Source organism: Blautia sp. BCRC 81119, assembly GCF_003184505.1.
GTDB classification, from domain to species: domain Bacteria; phylum Bacillota; class Clostridia; order Lachnospirales; family Lachnospiraceae; genus Blautia_A; species Blautia_A fusiformis.
Genome location: NZ_QJHD01000003.1, coordinates 108,798 through 131,443, shown reverse-complemented (window position 1 = coordinate 131,443; position 22,646 = coordinate 108,798). Strand labels below are relative to the sequence as shown.

The window sequence follows — 22,646 nt, the reverse complement described above, 5'->3', positions numbered from 1 at the left end:
CCAGAAGAACCAAAAACGATTTTTAATTTTCTCTCAGAAAAAAAAGAACTACTCTAAATCTGCTGATCTTTGAAATAACCCTGCTCGTTTCTTATAATCACAAACATATTCAGACAACACATTCTTTGCTGGCAGATTATTATAGCAGAAAACGCAACAAATCCCTTTATTAACTTTTGTTCCATATATTTCCTGTACCAATCCTATTGTTTCATCATCTGAACAAAAGCTCTTCGGAATCTCCCTACAATCCCTGATAATAACGCAAATCTGTTTACTATGTCCTCTCTGTTAGTATACAAGCCAGCTAATCTCTTTATTATAGTATCTAAATACTTCTTCCCAATTCCACTACTCAAAATTTCTTCAGTCACTATTTCTGCAGATGTGTTTTTATATCAGCCAGAGTTCCCCTGGCTGAATTCTTCCAATATATACCTGTTAACACTTCTCAAATTTAAAAATTGTCTCTGCTGAATATAACAAGATGTTCACACATAATCTACATAATTTTTCAGAACTTGAAGACCGCATAGCCTTGTTACATATGCAGCAAAAAGAGGTAAATACCTCTGTTGTTTCTCTCGAGTCTCAGATACGCCATCTTCGAGAAATGCTAAAATATGCCGAACAATATCAGAAAAATAAAATTTACGACGACCATTATAAAAGCTCCAAAGATCCAGATCGTTATTTCCGTAAATATGAATCTCAAATTATTCTTTTCGCGGGTGCTGAACATATTTTACAGGAAAATGGCATGGATCTGAAGCATCTTAATTCCGATAAGTTACAAGAGCAAATTGCAGATCTTATTTCCAGAAAGGAATCACTAAATACTCAATACGTTTCTTTTAAGCAAGAAATAAAAGAGTTGGAATTGATACATCAAAACCTGTCCAAATATCTCAAACAGGATGCTCCTGAAATACAAAGATCTTCTCATAACAAACTTCCTTCTTTGTAAAACCATAATAATAGGCAGCGATTTCACTCGCTGCCTAAATTTCCGTTAAACCGATATCCTACACCGCGCACCGTTTGTATATATACCGGATGTCCAGGATCATCTTCTATCTTTTCTCTAATGTTGCAGATATGTCGCATAACAACATTGTAATCACCCGAATAGGGTTCATTCCAGATTATATCATATATTTGTTCTTTACTAAACACTCTTCCAGGACTTCGCATTAATAAATGCAAAATTTCAAACTCTATAAAAGATAAATCTATTTTTTCCTGCTTTCGAAATAATTCTCTTTTATCCAACAAAATAACAATATCTCCATAACTCAAATTTGTTTTTGCATTTTCAATTACTTGAAATACTCTTGCTCCCGTATTGACACAGGATATTATATGATTCAGGATTTCTTCCTCACTATCTTCAAATGTCAGTATTAACATTTTCCCATGTAATCACCTACTTTATTTTTTATGCATAAACTTTTAACTAAAACAAATCTGCCGTACTGTGACATTTTTCTTTTACCATCACACAGCTAAAGATTATTCAATATTCAATTCAATGTTTCCAGTAAATTCCTCACACTCAATGCCGACATAATTTCCGCCATCAGGAAGTGTAATTGTGTCACTATAAGTTCCGGTTGTTTCAAGCAAAGTGACTACTTCATCAGCTCCAGAAATCCAAAATACTTTTGCAGTTCCCTCCGCAACCTCCAAAGTGCAATCAATAGACAAATCCTTACCAGCTTCTCGCTTTATAGAAGTTCCTCCAAACAAATACTCTGAATCTGAAAAATTCTCATAATCAGCCGTATAAGTTCCCGTATAATCATCAATCCCTTTTTCTTTTGTTCCTTCCAAAGATAACTTTCCTGTAAGCTCTATGACTCCAGCCGACTGAACGATATTATTATAATGATTGAGAATTTCATCTTTTGAACAGCCAGAAATCATAAAACTTCCCAAAAGGACAAATGCCAATGCTAAAACTATTTTCTTAATAAAATCATCACCAGCCTTTCTTTGGTGCTACCTTTTTGGCCTTTTTCTTTGTTTGGGTTGCTTCTCGCTCTTTCATGCACAAAATCAAGATGGCAGAAATAACAACAGCAAGCACAAGACTGCAAGAACAGCTTCCGATATTCCAGTTGACTGCGGTATCATAGCTGCGGTAGCCTACCATTCCAAGACTTGCGGTAATCGGATAAAGGTTTGCTAATGTCATATTTCCTGCGGCAAACATCCCTCCATATCCATAGACAAAAGCAATGATTACACCGACTAAAAAGCTACCTGTCCTCCGACAAGTAAGAGCGATAATCGGCAGAACCGCAAGATATAAAAAGAAATTAACCGCAGTAATCTGCAAGGCTGCTTTTAGAGCTAAGGAAATCTCAAAGCCTGGAAATCCCACAATCATTTCCGCTATGATTGTAAACAAGCTGCATATCAGCCCGAAAATAATAGACAATACGCCGCACACAATCAATTTTCCGGTCAGCAGCTTCTTAAAAGAAATCGGCACAGTCAGAATATTTTTCAGTGTGTCATCCGTCTGCTCACGAGAAATCATATATCCAGCAATTAGGCTGATACACATCGGAAAAATCATGGACATATTGTTTTTGATGACCTGTTCTGTAAGATAGGCGAAATCCCAAACGGAACCATCATTCGCCATAGAGGTAAACAAGGTCAGCAGGACGGATAGAAGCATGAGTGCAACGCCCGCCCAAAGGATATGATACCTTTTCAATTTATAAAATTCTGTTTTTACAATGCGAACCATGTTTATTCCCCCCTCTGCTTATATAATCTGTCAATCAGTAAGAACGAAACGAATGCCATGATTCCAAGAATGAATACAACTTGAAATGTTGAAGGAATTAGCCCTGTCATTTGCTCCAAGTCCATTTTTATTCCATGAGCCGCCATATCTCCCGCACTCCAAAATGTAGTCAGTGGCGTGGGCAGAAGCCATAACATGGTTTTAGGCAATGTGTCAAACAATGCCGTAGCACTCATGTTCAGAACGCTGTAAAAGACACACAGCAAAATGGAAAAAACATAGGTCTTACTGAAAAAGACAACAAGGACAATCAACGGGAGTGTTCCTGCTGTAATGAAGATCCCCGTTTCAACCGCCAAAAACAGCTTATAACCAATTCCATAAACTTCTAATGTTCCAATTCCGCAAAGAATTGTTGCAATAGTAGAAGCCACGCAAAAAACAATTCCAAAGATAAAAAGGACAATGATCTTTGCAAGTACCATTTGCGTGCTGGTTACTGGAATTGTACGCAAATTTTTGAATGTATCGTTGTCGCGTTCCATAAAAAACAGGATGGCGGCAATCACTCCGATAATGCAGGGCAGTAAAAACTGGATACCATATCCCAACACCATGTTAAATAGTCCATCGAAAGCATCTGCCCGATCCGTATATCGCTCCATCATAGAGGGCGTTGTCATCAGATAAGTCAGCGGGATTGGAAACAGGAACGCAGCCAGAATAATCAGCGGAATAAATTTCTTCCGTTTCAATTTCAAAAATTCGCATTTGATTAGTTTAAGCAATTCCTTCGCCCCCTGTCACACGCTTGAAGTAATCTTCAAGACTTTCTTCACAGGTATGTGCTTCTGATACCTCCAATCCGTTTTCTACAAAAGCAGTTACAATTTTCCCCACAGGCAGCTCCATATTGTGTAGACGCAGATTGTGGTCGTCTTGTATGGAAAAATGGGTTTCATGGAAATTGCGTTCCAAAATTCTTGCCGCCTGTGCAGTATCAGAGATCGTAAACCGGATATGTTTACTGCTTTTTTGCTCCAACTCAGCAAGGCTTTCTTCTTCCAGCAGTGCACCGTGGTCAATAATTCCAATATCGTCAGCCAGCAAGGAAATCTCCGAAAGAATGTGACTGGAGATTAAAATGGTTTTTCCTCTTGCGTCACAAAGCTCACGGATAAAAGAGCGTACTTCTGCAATACCGATAGGGTCAAGCCCGTTGATAGGCTCGTCCAAAATTAAAAGTTCCGGATCGTGCATGACTGCAAGGGCAATCGCCAACCGCTGCTTCATACCAAGAGAGTATTGCGAAAACAGCTTTTTATCCTTGTAAGGAAGTCCGACTAAATCCAGAGCGTCTTTGATGGCATGGTTGTTTGGTACTCCACGCAGGGTAGCAAAGATACGCAGATTCTCCGTACCGGTCAGATTGGGATAAAAACCAGGGGACTCAATCAAACTTCCAATGCGGGGCAGCAATTTCTTTTCATTTCCCTGCAAAGACTTTCCCCAGATTTTGACCTCACCGGAAGTCGGCTTCGTTAGACCCAACAGCATTTTCATGGTTGTGGTTTTTCCGGCTCCGTTTCTACCCAACAGACCATAAATTCTCCCACGCTTGACATGGATATTTAAGTCCGCCACACTCTTTTGTGAGCCGTATTGCTTTGTCAGATTTTTTGTTTCAATAATATAATTTGAATCCATATTCAAAACCTCCTGTTCTGTAAGGTATTCTATCACGCCAACCTTGCATTAACCTTGCCACAACCTTGCATTAACCTTGCAATTTGAAATCCGATAAAATAAACAAAAGTTCCCGTCACAAGGACGGGAACCCGCTTAAATCTCCAAGGGAAAACGCAAAGAAAATTCAGTTCCTTTTCCCGGTATACTTTCAACAGCTATGCTTCCGCCCATTTTTTCTACAAGTTGATGGACAATGGAAAGACCAAGACCGCTACCTTTCTCAGACCGACCTTTATCGCACTTATAAAGCCGTTCAAAAATGTGTTTCAAATCTTCTTTCTCAATTCCAACTCCATTATCTGCCAGCAGCAGCTCCATGCTGTTTTCCTTCTTCGATAGGGAGATTTTAATTTTGTCCGCATGGCTATGAGCGATGACATTTTGAATGAGATTATTGATGATTCTCATATAGCTGTCTATATCCAATCTTACCCGGACAGGCTGTTCGGAAATATCAATGTCATAATCAACCTGTTTATCCTCAAAAATCGGTATCCAGTCAATCAGGATATTCCTTGTAAACTCTGCGGCCTCAATGCTCTGGATTTCCAAAGCAAACTCGTTGGAATTTAACTTGAACCAGTCAAAAAGCACATCAATATATTCTTTCAGATCGTGGGCTTTCCGGCGAGCAGTTTCAATATAATCATCCCGGTCTTTTCCCGTGACAATACCTTTGTGTGCAGCATCAAGATACCCGATCAGAGTGGTAAGAGGCGTCCGAACATCGTGAGAAAGGCTTGTCATAAGCTGGCGGTTGGTTTCTTCCGTCTGTCGCACAGCAGAAAGCCTGCTTTCATAAGCCACAACGATCTCATTGATTTCATAGGCAAGAGGGGCTGTTAGTTCATTTGTTGCAGACAAAATACGCCGATTGCCATTTCCATTTTTCACATCAACCAATGCATCGGTCATTTCTGCTATTTGTTTTTTTATACGCCGAACGAGAACGATGGAAGTCAATACAGCCACAACAGCAATCACAATGGACAAGAATATGATGATTTCCATGCTGACTACACCTCCTTGTTAAAGCGATAACCGATCCCTTTGACAGTTTGGATGTACTTTGGACTGGAGGGGTTGACTTCTAATTTTTTACGAAGCCGACTGATAATCGCCATAATGTTACTGTCATCATAGAAATATTCTTCACCCCATACTTCTTCATAAATCTGCTGCTTTGTTAAAATCCTTCCTTGATTTTTTACACAATAGAGCAGCAAATCAAATTCCTTTGGTGGAAGTTCAAAAGTGCCGTTTCCCGTAGTAACGGAACGATTTTCAAGGTCAATTTGTAATCCATCAAAATTCAACTTTTGCATCGTTCCGGCTTGCTGATTAAAGCGAGTGTAACGGCGAATGAGGGACACAATACGGGCAATCAGCTCATCCATATCAAACGGCTTTGTCAGATAATCGTCCGCTCCGGCCCGTAACCCCCGCACCTTAGAAATGCTGTCATTTTTGGATGTGAACATTAAAATTGGCAAACTATGCTCTTTGCGGATTTCTTCCAGTGTTTCAAACCCATCCATACCGGGCATCATCACATCCAGTATTACAAGCTGATATTCCTGCTCTTTTAATTTCTGCAAGCCCTCTTTTCCGGTATTACAAAAATCGGCTGCTATATTTTCCGTTTGTACGCTGCGCTTAATTAAGGCACACAGTTCTCTGTCATCATCTATAATCAAAATTCTATTCATGGTACAATTCTCTCCCTTGTTTTGTCCGACCATCCACAGGTTTTTATGCTGATTTTGGTATCAGCCAAACCATTCCCATCTTTACAGGTCCTGGAATACGTCCACCAGAGCAAAAATAATTTATCCAACGAGGTGTTACTCCCCATTTTGCACTAGCTTCTTTTAATATCATATAATCCATATCCATTCCTCCGAATATTATTATAATTCGTTCTTTCGAATAATACAATCATATGCCTTCTACATTGGCACATCCTTCGGGAGTGCATGAAAGGATACCTAGCAAACACTTCCTATGTCATGACACAGACGAAATTTCCCACACTTTCCTAACGTCTGTACGATTAAATTTCCATAGGAAAGTCTTCCTGGCATTCTTCTGATTTTCTTCAATTTTCCGCTAGAATATCTTGACTTTTCACGCCGTCTGTATCATTAGTTAAATTTTTTCATGTACCTTGTGAATATCTCTTGGGTGTTAAAAAGGAAAAATAAGCAGTGATCTGGAATATTTTCACAGACCACTGCTTAAATTTTTATTAAAGTGATACCCAACTCCCCACACTGTCTGTATGTACATTGGTTTACTTGGATTATCTTCTATTTTCTCACGTAGGTTACGGATATGACTCATAACAATATTATAATCGCCAAAATATGGTTCTTTCCAGACACAATCGTAAATCTGCTCTTTACTGAACACTATTCCGGCATTTTGTGCTAATAGCAATAAGATTTCAAATTCTGTATAAGTCAATTCAATTTCAGTTTCACCATGGATCACTACTCGCCTATATTTGTCTATACTTAGTCCCTCAAAGCACAGGTTTTTATTTTCAACAATGTCTTGTTTGAAAATTTTTGTTTTTTCATCTACGCATGATAATATCTGATGTGTTCCTCTTCCATCGTATCATTTCGGTTGCCTTTATCAAACATTGCGGTCACTAAACATTCGTCTGTATCAAAGTTCATTGCCAGATCCATCATAATTCTACATCCCCCTTCTTATGTGCTTTGGATTTTTCAGTTGCCATTTCTTTCTGCTCCTGTGCTTTTACTCTTGCCTGGAACTCTTTTAACGACTGCAGCACAGATTTTTTCAGTTCTCCTTTTTCGCCCTTTACAGGCTCTTTCTTTTGCGTCTGGTTCGGTTCTACTGATACGGATTCTTTCTTGACTGGTGTTTCTGAAACTTCCTGTTTCACTTCCACGGTCTGTTCTGCTTCCTGCACTTTTCCATGTTTCTCATTCAGATATTTTTCCATATCGTTGATTGCTTTCTGTACCAATGGACTCTCCTTATAATGTGGAATCATATCAATCAGATCCCTGTCTATCCTGTCTCCACTCATGAGTCCATATTCCCCAGAATAATCTTCATCGCCATCTTGCAGATCAAATCCGATTCCTTTGATTCCATGCAACCGTTCTGACGGGATGCTCTCATATATTTTAATGGCTTCTTCTAAAGTAAGGTTGTTATGGTACTCTCCCATGACCGGAAACTCCATGCACTCTGCGACATAAAAACTGATCGTGGCTTCTGGCTGTTCCTGTTCTGGCTGTTTGTCAAAGATAGAAAGTCGCTCTGTATCTTCCAAACGGGAAAGTAAAGAACGGGCAGTTATCACATCGCTGTCTATATCGGATTCCTCGGATACCTCAAGCAGCCAGTCCTTGATAGCTTCTGTTTTCTTATTCAAAATATCCTCCGTGAGTTTTTCCACCTGTTCTTCTCTATTTTCAATCGTATCGTTATACTCATAGGTATCAACGTCATAACTAAAATTATCCAGATCCGCAGCGAGCTTTTTAATCTCCTGCTGGTCAAGATATTTTTCAGATTCTTTTATATACTCTGCCAGAGTGATTCGCTCCTCTGCTATCGGGTTAATGTCCACCTGGATTCCTGCCATCGCTATACCAGATTCATTTAAGGCATTGAAAAAGCTATCTTCTCGAATATCACCTTTATAGGAAAGAGCTATATCAAGGTCAGAATCTTCCCGGTAAAGGTCTTGTCTGCTTCTGGAACCATACACTCTTGCAGCAAGCAGCTCTACCTCCTGTTCCATTCCCATATCTTCTAATACTGCCTGTGCATGATACAGAACCCCTCTTTCTACTTCTGCCCTGCTCAGGCTATTTAATGCCAGTTCATTTCTTCCAATCTCAGAAGTCACACGAAGTTCCCCCTCCTGCAATAAATCTTTAGAATGCTGGATCGTCATTTTCTCAAATTCTTTATAATCCACTTTGACACATTCCATGTCATCCATTCTCTCACTTTTAAGAATTTCATAAGCGGCTTCCTGGATAAATGCGTCGGGATTATCATAATCACCACTCTGGATTTCATGCAGGTCAAAGTCATAAAAAATAAAAGAATATCCTTCTTCTGTTGCCTGTATGGTCAGATACCCTTTACTCCTGGTAAACTGCATTGCGATTCCCTCATAGGTTTGCAGTGCTTCTTCTCTGCGAAATCCTTCAAAAATACTTGCCGGGCAGTTCTTTTCTAATTGTATCCGCTGCATCTGTTCTTCCTGAACTTCTTCCACATCTGCCATCAGTTCTTCATAATCCACTACTTTTGCATCTTCCAGTGAGTACCCTTTATCTTCTAAAATATCACTGGCAGCTTCATCCACATAGATTGTCGGATTGTCATAGATTCCTCCATCATCCTCCTGATAATCTTCATTGTAAAATGTATAGTCATAGCCATCTTCTGCGGTCTGGATTGTAAAGTATTGTTTTCCAATCTGATATGCAATCTGTACCTCATTCCAGTCCAGCATGTTTTCCATTTTATTTACCGCTTCATATATTTCTGGATTCAGCCACCCTCCGATCTGTTCATACGCATGGGTCAGCCGATCTATCCCGTTTTCACATCGGATAAAATCCATGCTTTCCTGCATCGTTTCCGTATTCTGGATACCAAGCACTTTTTTCTGATGATTTGGCAGACGTAAATATTCCTGCATCGCTTCATCCAGTGATTCATACCGATTTACTTTTACTACACCCTCTGCATTTACATCTTCCATCACATAAAAATTATCAATGTAATGAATCTCTGGCATTTTTAACTTTATGCCTTCCGGCAGCTGCACCTCACTGACTGCATGAAAATTAAACCGGACATCTGTTCCCGATTCATTTTTTCCTGCCATCGTTTCTTCCCATATGTCTTTCTGTACTGCCTGTATTTCTTCGATTGTAAGTGCCTGTCCACTCCGCAGGGTTACAACAGAATCTTTCGGGAATTCCGTCAAATCATAAAGTGTTGTTCCATTTTCCTGCAGATATTCTGATACAGCTTCTAACGCTCCTTCATCAAATCCATTCCATAGGTCCTCCGCTACAAGCTGTCCATTTTCTGCTACGATAATGCCAGCCACATCGGAGTCAAATTCATCATGTTCCATTAAGAAAAACTTTTCCCCAGCATATTCCTTTTTATCAACCGTATGCCATGTCCCGTTATGTCCTTCTGCTTCATATCCTCTTGTCTCTGCTGTGATCGTCACTTCGTTTTCTCCTATCGCCTGTTCTATCCTCTGCATCCGGATCTCAGCTCTTGCCATGTCGATAAACCCATCTAAAACTGCCGGGTGGCTTTCAATCACATAATCCAGGTTCAGATTTCTGCCCCGGCTGATATTTTCCGGGATTTCGATATGCTCCGCCCAGTCTTTGTTCTGTCTGGAAAATCTTCCATCATGAGAAAGTTCACGGATGGTGTTTGCCATAACAAAATTCATACGTTCTTCCCCAAAGCGTTCCACGACTTCTTTTGCCGCACCCTGCTTTAAGTGCAGTCCGTCAAAATTCTCCCGGATAACATCCTCGATTGCTTTCTTGCAGTCCAGGTTTAACTTTCTGGAATCCAGATAGGCATCTACATCCCGTTCTCCCATTGCCTGTTCCAATGTTTCTTTATAAACTGGCGGATATGCCCTGACGGAATTATGTTCCAGCATGTTCATTCTCTGCTGGACAAACTCCGGAAGTTTCTGAAATCCAAAAGAATCTACATAATAGGCTGTGATCTCTGCACCCCTGTTTATCACGATCACATCACTTACCGATAAGGAATGACCACGGAAATCTTCCGGTCGATCAATGTTAAATCGTTCAAATATATTGTCTAACGTGATTGTTGGCATCCACGGTGCTGCATAAACCATCCGGTAATCCTTTCCATCAATGGTATAGCCCAGGTTCTTTGCAGATTCCATTCCCATAAACTGATAGGTATGCTCATCTCCACTATCCATCTGATAAATGGCAAACCTTCTGCTTTCTCCATGCAGAAGAAGTGTCTCATCAATCTTTTCTGCACTCTGCCGTTCCAGTGCTTCCTGTTTTGTGGCAGAGACTTCTCTTTCTTTCTGGACTTCCCATTCTGTTTCTGTGATTCCAAAGATACCGTCATATCCAAAAATCTCATTTTCCGTCTCCACAAGCACCTGTTCTACCCGTTGTGGATTCTCTAGATTTCCATATAAGATGTAAATTTCTGCCCCTCCACGGTATAATTCATATGCCCGGTCTTTCGTAAGCGGTAGCATATGGTCTAACTGGATTCCTGCCTCGTGCATTTCCGTAAAACCGATCATGCCATCTGGGAAATTGTCAATCTGTGCCTGTGTTTCATTCATAAGGCTTCTCGTATATTCACTTCCCGGTCTGCGGATTGCAGTCATCATACGGTTCACCAGTCCAAGCACTTGGTCTTTGTCATCCATCTTATATGCAAAATTCACAATAAGATTTCTCTGGGAATCTGTGAAGTTTCCCGTATTGGCAGCTTCTGCCGTTTCAATCAGACGGTGAGCATACTGCATGGCTGTTTCTTCTGCAATCTCTGGTTCCTTGGCTGGGAAGTTTGCCCTTGCTGCCTGAATCACTTCATACACCAGCTTTGAACCAGCTTCATCGTAAGATTCTCTCATATCCCATACCAGGTCATTCAGTCTTTCCACCTGTCCGGGGAAAGTTTCCGCATATTCATTTACAAATGCCTTTTCTTCTTCTGAAAAAATATTTCTTGGAAACTCTGCTTTTTGCACGATCATCTCTGCCTGCTCTTTCGGAGAAAGATCAGAAAAAGAAGTAACTCCTATGTCAGCATCATACTCCACATCATAAAAATCAATCGGATAGTTCTCTCCGTGCCCACTGCTGTCATACAGTGGTGTGACGGTAGCACCTTTTTCTTCCAGAAAACTTTCCAGAGGTTTCTCATTCTCCTCTATCTCACCACTTTCCAGAAGGCTGACATATTCTTCCACATTCTGTTCTAACTGTTCCCTGCTCATATTTTCGATCAGATTATAAGTAAACTCGGAACCCATGCTGCCCGAAAGATGCAGGATCAAATCTTCCTTATGGAAGGTATCCCGGATTGGTCTTTCCATTTCCAACTCGTGCATCTGTGCCTCGATATTCTCAACGACTTCTGAAGATGTTTTTCGTATGGTATCCATTGATGCTTTCAACGCCTTCATATCCCTGCTCTCGCACCAGCTGGCGATGTAGGTAAACGAATATTCTGAAGTATCCAGACCAAAATGGTTGCAGACTATGTAAGCGATACTTTCTGCTTCCACTTCCTTTGTTGTCTGGTCTTTTAAGACGCCTTCCGCATCCATTACTTCCCGGTCATGCAGCAATGCGTGGCTCACTTCATGGACTCCGGTTTTCATCGTCTGGACATTACTCATATCTTCCTTTATCGCAATATATTTTTCTGTCTGGTGATAATAGCCTTTTGCTTCCCCTTCCACATTCATCATACGGATCGGTACAGGAGAAATATTCTGCAATGCCTGCATGAACGTATCATAAAACTGTACACTTCCGGTAAGCTCCGGCACCTCCAGTTCTGCGATCGGTTCTCCCTCTGTCTGGCTGACATCAAACACTGTCGTTATGCGGAATCTCGGTATCACCATCTCCACAATCTCTGTTTCCGGCTGTCCATCATCCCCGATCACAGGCTCTTTTGTTACCGGGTCGATCTTTTCAATCTCCTGTTTCTCCCGTATCGGTGCTGGTGCGATGATCTGGATTCCTTTCTCTCCACGTTTTACATGACGGTTAAATTTCTTCTGCCATGCCTGATAGCCTGCCACCAGTGTTGCTTCCGGTTTCTGCATGGTGATCAGCAGCGTGTTATTAAAGCTGTAATTGTGGAACTTTGACATGGTATTCAGATATTCGGTATATCTCTCCGAAGTAAAGATTTCCTTTACTCCCTGTTCCAGCCGTTCCGATATTTCTTTTAACTGTTTTTCTATATTATTTGCCATAAACAAACCCTCCATTTTATGTCCCGCCAGAGAAAACTCTGACGGGAAATCTTTTATAACTCCTGTTCATGTTTTTTCTTTGCAGCTTTCTGTACAGGTGGCTGTTCCGCTGTATTCTGCTGTGCCTTCTCCTGCTTTAAGCGTTCCAGAATAGATGGCTTATGGATTCTGTCTGCTGTTTCCGAAAGTTCTTTTTCTTCTACAGCATCCCTGCTATCTGTGCTACTTCCTTCTCTGCCAATATCCTCATCTGCCATAATCGTCTCATTGCCCTTTTCATCCATGTTCAGCAACGCATTTAACTCGGATAACCGTTCCATCTTTTCATTCAGCTCTGCTTCTTTCGGGAATGGTTTCTTTACCTCTTCCTGTGCAGTCGCAAGCTGCTGTTGTACGGTTTCCAATTTCTGCTCACTTTCCGTCAGCTTCCTGTCAATGGAAAAAAGGGTGTTATGGATACGCTGCATATTTCCTACCGGGTCTTTTCCGATCTCCAGCTTATAAGAACATTTCCCTTTGACCGTCAGTTCAAATGCATTGGAGAACATATTGTAGGAAGCAGATAACGTAAACCCATGATATTCCCCGACCTTTCCACCGGTGCTAACGGTTTTTAGTCCTGCACAGGCAGCGATCAATGCCTCGCCTGCTTCTTTCTTATCTTCATAAAGGACATTTCCTACTGTCATGGCAAACGTGTCATTATCCTGTAAATCCACGCTTTTTACTACCTGGGAATCTATCTGCATCCCGGCAATCCGCTCTTTCAATGCACTGATCTGTACCGGGAAATTCTTTGCAATATCGGATTCCAGACGGTAAATCTGACTGGTATGGTTTGCCTTTAGAAGTTTTAGCTTACTCACCTGCACATCCAGATCCATTTTTTCTTTAATGTACGGATTGCCTGTGGCAAGTGCCTTTATTTCCGCATAGGACAGTGCCGTATCATCCACATCTTCACAAGCCCTGACCGGGGATTTACTGGTCATGATCTGGCTGATGAACTTCTGCTTATTCTCCAAAATCTGCCACATATACGCATCAAAAGTGTTCTCCGTCACATACCGGAATATCTTTACTTTGTCATTCTGGTTTCCCTGTCTTAAGATACGTCCTTCCTGCTGTTCCAGATCTGTTGCACATATAATTTCTGTGACATCTGCTCTGTGAAGCAGTTCCTTTAAAATCTGAAACTGCCCTTTGGTACTTTCTTTAATCTGATATTTCCAATTCTCCGGGATCATGGGAAGTGTCTCATATCTCCATGCTTTCCAGTCATCCCGGTACTGATCTGCACTGGCCAGTTCAATCAAATGCCCAATACACCAGGAAACCAGATACTCTTTTCCTTCCAGGTAGCCATCTTTTACGTTTGTGGCATGAAGCACCTTCGCAATGTTTCTGGCTACGCTGGGTTTTTCCGCAATTACAAGCTGCAATTTTCTATCTCCTTTCTGCACCTGTCGCTGTAATTAAGTGAAACAAAGTTATTCCTCTGATTCTTCGTCTTCTACTTCACCTTCCATTTCATATTCTTCTAATTCTTCATCATCCTCACGAATTGTATCTTCCTCCTCATCGTCGTCCTCGTCCTCTTCATAATCAAAAGAAGTATTTCTTCCTTTCATAAATTTCCAATAATAGTAAGCACCACAAACTCCTGCCAGAACCAGCAGCATTAATAAAATCGTGCCGGAATTATTGCTTTTCTTCTCAGGTTCTTCCTTTTCTTCCGGTATGATCGTAACTTCTGGTTCCGGTGTCTCTGTGATCTTCTCTGTTTCAAGTGGCAGTGCGGATTCTGCAATAGCCTGGTTCTGTGGAAGTGTGACCATGTTGGTATCCGTAAAGTTCAACAGATCATTTTCGCCTACCTCTGTAAGAAGATAAACATTTTCATCCGTTTTATCCTTATCTACGATCAGATAAAAAACCTTATCACTTTTTGTCTTGATCGTATAAAATTCCTTTCCCCCTTTGTCCTGAACTGTTCCTGTTGTCATGCCGGAAGCAGAACTTTCTCCCTGCACCCGTCCGGTATCTGCTTCTGTATCCGTTTCATTTCCTGTGTTTTCTGGTTCTGTTGGTGCAGTAGCAGTCTCGTTCGTTGTCTGATGTTCCGTTACGGTTGCCGTAGCACTGGTGGGCTTACTTGCAGTTCCATCGACTGGCAAAGAAGCTGCATTCTGCTCCGTTCCGGAAACCTCTGTATTCTCTTTTACTGCATCTGGATTTTCATAATAAGGGTTTCCTACTTTATAGATCTCTGACATATTTCCTGCTTTGTCTTTTGCCTGCAGGGTAAAGTATTCATAGGAAGTATCCGCTTTTTGCAAACGGACATTTAATGTATTATTCGCCAGTTCTGTGAATTCATTTCCATTGACATACAAAGCAGCAATTCCCGATTCCGCATCAACTCCCTGCACGATCAGTATCCCGTTCTTCGCAGCCGCAATAATAGTTGGTTTTGTTTTATCAAAACACTCTATGTAACGATTCTGCTCATAAGTATTTCCATTCTGATCGGTAACTCTCACATAAACACTACAATTAGAAGAGATGGATACTTCCATATTTCCGGTTATGTCTGACCATCCTCCATTTTCTGAAAGTCTTGCTTCTACTTTTGCAATAGAAAAAGCACCTGTATTCTTTGTATCTTCCACTTGAATTTTTACGGTTGCCGTATCTGTCTGCCAGCCTTCGGGTTCTGTAAAGGTAATCCCTACTTCCGGTGTTTCCGTCACATCATTTCCTGCATCTTCCTGTGCCTGTTCCACTGGATCTGCAAGAATTTCAGCTTCTGATTCATCTGAAAAATCAACATCTTCCGGGCTGCTTTCTTCTGATGATTCCACTTCTACATTATCTGCCCATACAGTCAGACTTCCGGGCGAACTATAAAAGAAAGCTCCTGCCGGAAGTCCTGCTAACGTAGCTGCGGTTAAAAATACAGCTGCTCTTTTATGAAATTTCTTCATTTTCTGTCTGCTCCTTTTCTCTGGTTTCCAATATCTTTTTTTGTTCCTCCTTACTGATATCAATCATCAACTGAAGTTCCTCTGCGGAAACTCCATTGCTTCGGATAATTTTCAGATACTCCATATCCTCTGCCTGTTTCTTCTGTTCTTCCAGATCCCTTGCTTTTTTCTGTAGCTTTTCAATCTTAACGTAGGTTCTTGCAAGTTCTTCTTTTATTCGTTCAATGTTCAAATACGCCCCTCCTTATGGCCTGCCAAAAGCATAAAAATGAGACTGCCAGTATGCAGAATTAATGGACGTATACTGAATTGGATTTCCACAATGGATCATCTGTCCATCTCCGGCATAAATTCCTACGTGGGTAACCGGCTCTCCCGCATCATACGTCCCAGTGAAAAAGATAATATCTCCTGGCCTTGCTTCTTCTGGTGATACAGGCATACAAATGTCATAAATTCCCTGTGCAGTAAGTCTTCCCATATTGCAGACACCCGAATTGGTAAACACATAGCTTACAAAACCAGAACAGTCAAAAGAAGTCTCCGGGCTGGAACCGCCCCATACATACGGCATACCAAGATATTTGTCTGCTTCCGCAAATAATCTCCGCACAGTCTCATCATCATAACTGCCGCCTCCAACATACAGCCCGCTATCTCCGGTACTGATATAAAAAACAGGATTATAATATTCCCCATCTTTGACCAGTTCCAAATATAACTGGCTTCCGGTTGCACTTCCTGTACTTCCCGTTGTACCAATTACAGTATCTGTTGTTACTTCCTGACCATTTGCTACCGAAATGCTCTGCAGATAAGCGTATTTAATCTGCACACCTTTTTTATCCTGCGTAACTACATAATTTCCAAAAGTTCCGCTATATCCTACATCTACAACAAAACCATTCATCGCTGACTTCACTTCTGTTCCCTGTCGTACATTAATCGTCACACCTCTGTGAAGTTGTGTCTGCCCGGTTCCATTGTTTACAGAATACCCATAATAGGTACTGATATAGGCATACCAGTTTAACTCAACCGGAGTTTTATATGTCTGTAAATTTCCTCTGTTGGAATAGACCTCTTCATAAATTTCCTGCTCATCCTCTTCCATTCTGGACAGAATAACACTTCTAAGCGGTTTTGCCTGAACAGAAACATTCAGTACATCTGCAGTTACTGTACGGGTAACTTCCACAGAGTTCTGATTGCCCTCTGCCAGAAAACATTCCCAGGTCTGATGACCATGTGCCTCAGCTACTGCGTGATTATCATAATAAACATCAAACTGGACACCATACTGGGCAAAGTTTCCAGTATCTTCTACGGTGTACTCAATCCCATTCATCACTACTTTCGTCCCCATTGGAAGAAATGGGTTTGCAGCATCAACCGCAAGCGTATGATTAGCCTGTGGCATTGCCCCTGAAGCAGTAGGTCCTCCACTCCACACGCCACAGCAGATGGGACAATTACAGTATCCACTGGTCACAACATTTCCCAATGACTGCCCTACCTGTATTGTAGATGTTTCCTGCCGGGTTTCACTTTTTTCCTCTACGGTGATTCCGTACTGTAAAGAAAAAATTGTTTCCAGTTCTCCTTTTATCTCATCAAACTTAAAATCCCCATAACTGGCAGTCAGATAACTGATCAATGTATGAGGATCATGGCCGATTTCACCAATGTTATATCTGTATTCATCTTTTCCTGGATACCGGGCTTCCATCTGGTTTATTTTCTGTTGAAGACTGGCTTCCAACTGCGTATAATACAACTCTGCTTTTTCAATTTCGTCCGGATCCGCAATGTAACTGGAAGCGATTACCGTAGAAATTCCATTAGAAAACATAGCCGAACAGGAAGCAAATCCTGTCATTACGGAAAGAAGCAAAATCAATAACAACCCCATTGAGATCAGAGTAGTTACATTTCTTACAAATACTTCCTGTGCCTTTCTTGCAATTTTAGTAGCAAGATTTACTGACCGGATTGAGGTGTCTTTTGTTTCTTTTGCAATCTTCCCAGCCCGGTATGCCATCTGATACTCTCGCTTAATCCTCTGCTTCTGTATTAATTTTCTGATCAGCTTTTTCTGCATCTCTGGATGTTCTTCCAGATATTTCTGATATTGATACCTGGATGCACTCTTCCAGGCTCTTTTCTCTAAACGGTTTTCTTTATGTATCTGACTGCGGTTCTTCCGGATATTTCTACTGCTATGTTCCTGTAATATCCACTCACCTGAACGCACCAGCTTATGTGCTGCATCTACAGCACTGTTTTCCTCTTCGTCTTCGCCTGCTTTCTGATATACTGCATTTTTTAATGCTTTCTTTGGAACAGAAGACAAGGTTTTCTTTTTACCATCCGTTTTCCCTGTTTTTTTGTCGAAATATAAATGGTACTTTACCTTTGCTTTCTGTTCCTCATTTGTTTTCTTGGTATAAACAGAATCTTTCGGAATTTTGTTCTGCCTCTCAGCTTCCTGTTTTCTTGCAGCCTTATCCACTTCCTGATAAGTTTTTATTGTTTTTCGGCTATATTTCTGCTTTCCTTTTTTTCGGTTTGTAGAAACATCATTCTTCTCTGCCTGAAAATGTCCTCCATCTGTTTCAGCCGAAGTTTTCTTTTCTTTCTTCAGACTTCCATCTGTCTCCAGTTTTCCAAACTGCAGTCTCTGCTGCTTCTTTTTCTGTCGCTGATACTGGCTCCTGTGTTTTTCTTTGCGCTCACGTATTTCTACCGCTGAATCCACAGATACACCTGCAGGCTTGTCCCGGTATCTGTACCGTCCCTGTGTTTTTCGTTTTCCCGGAGGACTGTTTGCAGCCTCTTCTTTTTTGGCAGGATTTCCCTCCTGAACTTTTTCGGAAAATTGTTTCTTTTCAGCTTTTTTATGAGAGTTTTTCTTCTTTTCAGAAGTAATAAATGCCTGTTCTACATCCTTCTGTTTATAAGGCAACTCCTGATCGCTGTTTGTAACTTTTCTGGTCTCCTTTGTTGCAAGATTTTCCTCAACCAGACCATTTCTGGTCATACGGCTGACTTTCTTCTCTTTCGCCGTATATTTTTGTTTTCCCAATGTACCTCACCTCTGCTTTTTTGTCCGTTAAGTCTGAATCTCATCCGGTTTAGTACTCATCAAAGCATAGGTTCTGGTATCCTGCGGATATCTGTCTGCAAAAGGTATGATTACATTTCCGTAAAAAAGCAGCCCTTCTCCTGCATTACTGTTATTTACAAAAGAAATCTGATGCTTGGAAATATTCAATTTCTCCGCAAGGATCTTCTGATCCCCGCTGTGCTGATTTAACATCAGGATAAAATCACTGTTTCCCACAATACTTTCTACTGCCAGAGAGCCAAGAAAATCTGTTACATTCTGACTGATTCCTGTAATGATTCCACCCCACTTACGAAATCTCTTCCACATTTCAATAGAATAATTAGCAGTCTGTGGCTGGTTCAGCAAAAGGTGAAATTCATCCACATAATAACGGGTTGATTTCCTGCGGCTGCGGTTCTGTGATACTCTTGTCCAAACCATATGCTGGACAATCAACATCCCTGCTTTTCGTAGTGTGGTTCCAAGTTCCCGGATATCAAAGCATACCACTCTGTTCTGCGTATCGACATTACTTCGATGGTTAAATACATTCTGCGATCCTGTTACATACAACTGCAGACTGTTGGCAATGTTCTGTGCTGCTGGTTTATCTGGTGCATAAAAGTTCAGACGTTCATAGAAATCCTGCAAAGTCGGCATATTTTCCGGTTTTGGATCATTGTAAAGATATTTTTTATAAATGTCTTTTACACACAGGTCAATCATGGAAACCTCATCACCATTTAATTCTGCATTTTGAGGTTTCTTCATAATAACCTCGCAGAAAGATGTGATAAACTCTGCTTTATCAGCAATAATGGTATCAATATCCTCCACATCGCCATTAATCCTGTATTTCTCCGGATGATAAATAACATCCAGGTTCACTTCCATAGGATTGATGTAATCATTACTTTTTGCACTGATTTTAATAACTTCACCATTTAAGGCATTTACCAGCGGAAAATATTCTCCCTCCGGGTCACAGATAATAATGTCATCGTCTGTAATCAGGAAAACATTGAGAATTTCTCTTTTCGTTGCAAAACTCTTACCGGAACCAGGAGTACCCAAAATCAGGCCGTTAGGTGTTTTCAATCGTTTCCGATCCACCATAATGAGATTGTTTGACAGTGCATTTAAGCCATAGTAAAGAGCTTCACCGCCTTGGAAAAGTTCCTGTGTGGTAAACGGAACAAAGATTGCTGTAGAAGTCGTAGTCATAATTCTCTGTATTCCAGTCTGGTTCATTCCCAGTGGCAGTGATGCCACAAGTCCCTGTTCCTGCTGATATTGAATTCTCCGTATATTGCAATTATATTTCTGGGCGATTCCTGCAGTCTGATACACAATATTGTCCAGTTTTCTCTTATTGTCCGCTGTATTCATCAGCAAAAAAGTAAGTTCAAAAAGTTTCTCATTCCTGGACTGGATTTCATTGAGCAATCCCTCCACATCCTCTCCGTATGTAGAAATGTCCGTTGGAATAATATCCATATCATATCCGCTTCTGACCGCTTTCTTCTGTTCTTCAATTTTCATTTTCTGAATATTTGACAGCGTACTTTTCAGGCTTTTAATAGCTGCCTTGGGATCAATTGGACGCAGGTGCATATTGATGATAAGATTCTCTTCCAGATCCAGCAGATCTGCCAGCAGTTTATCCGTAAGTTCTGGTGATGTAATCTGTAAATATGACACGCATCCAAAAGTCTGTCCCATCCGAAAATAGCTGTCATTACGAAAATCAAATCCGGTAGGTGCAATAAAGTCTTTTGTCTGCAGACCTGTTTTTGCAACCATCCCATAATGGAAATGGAAAGATTCTTTTGTGTCCATATTCATCACATCATGCAGAATTTTCAGACGTTCTACTCCATTTAAAGGCTCTGCCATGGCTCCCATCACCTTAAAATTATTCAATACACTGGCTTCAATTCTCTCCAGCCTGGATTTTGCATTTCGCAGATTATCCGCCTTAATGGAAAATGTAATATATTTTGTTTTTACAAGCCCATTATTTCCTTTGGAAAGCTGCATTTTCAACATATCCGAATATTCTTTCCGAATATCATTGAAACAGTCATCCTGCTCTGGAATATCAATATTTTTTGCATACTCATCAAAATTCACCTGTTGATTAAGAAATGTAATTTGTACCTCAACAGAGCTGTCAAATGAATTCAGGAACTCACAATAGTTCTCAAAAATAGCCGCTTTATCATCATTCTGCGCTAACTGGTAATTTATATCGTAGAACTGCACCATCTTTGAATAATAGTTATCATCTGTCCTGCAGATACCATCCTTATATATTTTCTTATATGGAATCGTATCCTGCGCTGTAAAAGGCTTCCTCTTCTTCTGATTCTCCGCTTTTATCATCCGAAGTTCTTTCAGACGCTTTTTTTCTTCTTTCGTAAGTCCGGTTTTCTGTTTCTTATTTTTTTCGGTCTGCTTTTTTAAGGAAATGGAACGGATTTCTCGCTTCCCTGGCTTCTTTTGCCTTTTTCTCAAGCCATGCACCCTCTTTCTCTAATTTATCGTACTCTATAATCCGGTCATATAAGTTTTGGGAACGATAGACCCTGATTCCAGGTCTTAAAAATTTCTGCCGGATAATGTGAAGCAATATTTTCTCTGCTGGAAATCCATCCTTTTCATACATTGCAAAAAAGAAAAATGGCAGCATCACTATGATCATAAGCGTTGCTGCCACATCTGTTCCCAGTCCTGCTTTTGTCAGCAAATAGACCGGAACACCACAAATTCCTGCCAGAGAAAAACATATAATTTGTCTTTTAGTTAAATTCAGTGCTAATTTTGTCTTTATTTTTGAAAAATCTTTCGGCACTGGAACATATGCCATATTCTTGTTTCCTCCTAATGTGCATTGAAGATTGATTTTGCCAGGGAACTGGTCTTAAACAGGCTGAAACATAAAATAACTGTATATGCTGCAACTGACCAGATAGCTGTATGAAGATTATCTGCAACTGTAATAGCATTTACCAGAACTGCATAAATCGCAACACATACCATCATAAAAAATCCCTGGAATCCCAACGCTAATAATGCCTTCACGTAATTATTTCCAATACTTCCCCATTCCCTGTTCGTAAATGTTGAAAACGGAATAGGTGCCACAGAGACATAAAGATATATTTCTATCATTCGTCCATATAAAATGACGGTAATCAGGACTGATATGATTTTTAGACATAAACTGACCAGCATCGTTTCCAGACCAAGCCCCAGTAATTCTCCGATTCCCATATCTTCAATCTGCGTTTCAAGAAGCGTTTTCAATGCTTCTGTAACATCAATAGATGCGGAACCGGTTATCATACCGCCAGCATTGGATACCACATGATTCGCTACATCAAAAATTGCCATCGCAATATCAAAAGTATGAGTAACCAGATATACCGCTACCCACATCTTAAAAATGTATTTGAAAAACATAAACGTATCCGTATCGTGCATATTGTTTTTTTCCATAATCATGGAAATCAGCTCATAACACAGTACAAATGTAATAATCATCCCCGCAATGGGGACAATGACATTATCCGACAGATTTTTTATCATGGAAAAAATGCCACTGTTCCAATTTTGGGGTGTTTTCCCAACCTCTGTAGCAATCGTTTCTACTTTGGTATTTACATCGGTGAACATGGTATCCAGGTTTGATGTGATCCAGCCTGTTAGCAGATCCTTTATGAACTCTGTTATTTTTTCGGTTATTCCACCCATTTATTTATCCAAACAAAGTTGCAAGCTGTGGAATCAGGTTTATTCCAATCAGTACGATGCCACCGCCCGCCATCAACTGTTTTATTCCTTGTGACTTTGCACCCGGATTGTCCGTTCCATATCCTTCCAGCAGATTGATCACTCCCCAGGCTGCAAGTCCGGCTCCGATCGCACAAACCAATGTTTTTAAGGTCGTAATTGCCGTTGTAAAAAATGCCATAAGTGTACCTTTGGAAAACTTACATTTTC

General features: G+C 40.6%; 19 protein-coding genes. 1 reads left to right on the top strand and 18 read right to left on the bottom strand.

What is annotated here, in order from left to right; translation table 11 throughout:
• The first annotated feature begins 487 nt into the window (after nucleotides 1-487).
• On the top strand, nucleotides 488-967 hold the full coding sequence (locus DMI82_RS02745) for a hypothetical protein (RefSeq protein WP_227588531.1): 480 nt from the start codon (nucleotides 488-490) through the stop codon (nucleotides 965-967).
• A gap of 23 nt (nucleotides 968-990) precedes the next feature.
• On the opposite strand, the gene DMI82_RS02740 is transcribed toward DMI82_RS02745, so the two are convergent.
• The 18 genes from DMI82_RS02740 to DMI82_RS02655 form a co-directional block, all read right to left on the bottom strand.
• Nucleotides 991-1,410, bottom strand: a complete 420-nt coding sequence (locus DMI82_RS02740) for a winged helix-turn-helix domain-containing protein (protein WP_110102445.1) — start codon at nucleotides 1,408-1,410, stop codon at nucleotides 991-993.
• Nucleotides 1,411-1,512: 102 nt separating this feature from the next.
• A complete protein-coding gene (locus DMI82_RS02735; RefSeq protein WP_110102444.1) occupies nucleotides 1,513-1,974 on the bottom strand; it encodes a hypothetical protein in 462 nt (153 codons plus the stop codon).
• A 7-nt stretch (nucleotides 1,975-1,981) separates the two neighbouring features.
• On the bottom strand, nucleotides 1,982-2,761 hold the full coding sequence (locus tag DMI82_RS02730) for an ABC transporter permease (protein WP_110102443.1): 780 nt from the start codon (nucleotides 2,759-2,761) through the stop codon (nucleotides 1,982-1,984).
• Between the two features lie 2 nt (nucleotides 2,762-2,763).
• On the bottom strand, nucleotides 2,764-3,549 hold the full coding sequence (locus DMI82_RS02725; RefSeq protein WP_024738632.1) for an ABC transporter permease: 786 nt from the start codon (nucleotides 3,547-3,549) through the stop codon (nucleotides 2,764-2,766).
• Nucleotides 3,542-4,468 (bottom strand): ABC transporter ATP-binding protein, encoded by a 927-nt coding sequence (locus tag DMI82_RS02720; protein ID WP_015524607.1) that lies wholly within the window; start codon nucleotides 4,466-4,468, stop codon nucleotides 3,542-3,544. Before DMI82_RS02720 ends, DMI82_RS02725 begins: the two co-directional genes overlap by 8 nt.
• A gap of 135 nt (nucleotides 4,469-4,603) precedes the next feature.
• Complete coding sequence (locus tag DMI82_RS02715; RefSeq protein WP_110102442.1) at nucleotides 4,604-5,521, bottom strand: sensor histidine kinase; 918 nt, start codon at nucleotides 5,519-5,521, stop codon at nucleotides 4,604-4,606.
• A gap of 5 nt (nucleotides 5,522-5,526) precedes the next feature.
• Nucleotides 5,527-6,219, bottom strand: coding sequence for a response regulator transcription factor (locus DMI82_RS02710; protein ID WP_110102441.1), 693 nt, complete (start codon nucleotides 6,217-6,219; stop codon nucleotides 5,527-5,529).
• A 43-nt stretch (nucleotides 6,220-6,262) separates the two neighbouring features.
• Nucleotides 6,263-6,400, bottom strand: a complete 138-nt coding sequence (locus tag DMI82_RS02705) for a DNA-binding protein (protein WP_080633534.1) — start codon at nucleotides 6,398-6,400, stop codon at nucleotides 6,263-6,265.
• 333 nt (nucleotides 6,401-6,733) lie between these two features.
• Nucleotides 6,734-7,003 carry a winged helix-turn-helix domain-containing protein gene (locus tag DMI82_RS02700; protein ID WP_330409192.1) on the bottom strand — a complete coding sequence of 90 codons (270 nt, stop codon included), beginning with the start codon at nucleotides 7,001-7,003 and terminating at the stop codon, nucleotides 6,734-6,736.
• Nucleotides 7,004-7,205: 202 nt separating this feature from the next.
• Entirely contained in the window at nucleotides 7,206-12,545 is a 5,340-nt protein-coding gene (locus DMI82_RS02695; RefSeq protein ID WP_110102439.1) for a DUF3849 domain-containing protein, read from the bottom strand.
• A 53-nt stretch (nucleotides 12,546-12,598) separates the two neighbouring features.
• Entirely contained in the window at nucleotides 12,599-13,987 is a 1,389-nt protein-coding gene (locus DMI82_RS02690; RefSeq protein WP_199579959.1) for a toprim domain-containing protein, read from the bottom strand.
• A gap of 48 nt (nucleotides 13,988-14,035) precedes the next feature.
• Nucleotides 14,036-15,532, bottom strand: a complete 1,497-nt coding sequence (locus tag DMI82_RS02685) for a CD1107 family mobile element protein (protein WP_110102438.1) — start codon at nucleotides 15,530-15,532, stop codon at nucleotides 14,036-14,038.
• Entirely contained in the window at nucleotides 15,516-15,764 is a 249-nt protein-coding gene (locus tag DMI82_RS02680; protein ID WP_021652602.1) for a DUF4315 family protein, read from the bottom strand. Before DMI82_RS02680 ends, DMI82_RS02685 begins: the two co-directional genes overlap by 17 nt.
• Nucleotides 15,765-15,776: 12 nt before the next feature.
• The gene (locus DMI82_RS02675) at nucleotides 15,777-18,617 is read right to left on the bottom strand and encodes a CD1108 family mobile element protein (protein WP_242981800.1); all 2,841 of its coding nucleotides are present in this window, start codon (nucleotides 18,615-18,617) and stop codon (nucleotides 15,777-15,779) included.
• 27 nt (nucleotides 18,618-18,644) lie between these two features.
• Entirely contained in the window at nucleotides 18,645-21,026 is a 2,382-nt protein-coding gene (locus tag DMI82_RS02670; RefSeq protein ID WP_110102473.1) for a VirB4-like conjugal transfer ATPase, CD1110 family, read from the bottom strand.
• A 55-nt stretch (nucleotides 21,027-21,081) separates the two neighbouring features.
• Entirely contained in the window at nucleotides 21,082-21,510 is a 429-nt protein-coding gene (locus DMI82_RS02665) for a PrgI family protein (RefSeq protein ID WP_005426563.1), read from the bottom strand.
• A 14-nt stretch (nucleotides 21,511-21,524) separates the two neighbouring features.
• Complete coding sequence (locus tag DMI82_RS02660; RefSeq protein ID WP_005426566.1) at nucleotides 21,525-22,397, bottom strand: VirB6/TrbL-like conjugal transfer protein, CD1112 family; 873 nt, start codon at nucleotides 22,395-22,397, stop codon at nucleotides 21,525-21,527.
• A 4-nt stretch (nucleotides 22,398-22,401) separates the two neighbouring features.
• Nucleotides 22,402-22,617: a Maff2 family mobile element protein gene (locus tag DMI82_RS02655; RefSeq protein ID WP_015524585.1), complete on the bottom strand. Its 216-nt coding sequence runs from the start codon at nucleotides 22,615-22,617 to the stop codon at nucleotides 22,402-22,404.
• Between the last annotated feature and the right edge of the window lie 29 nt (nucleotides 22,618-22,646).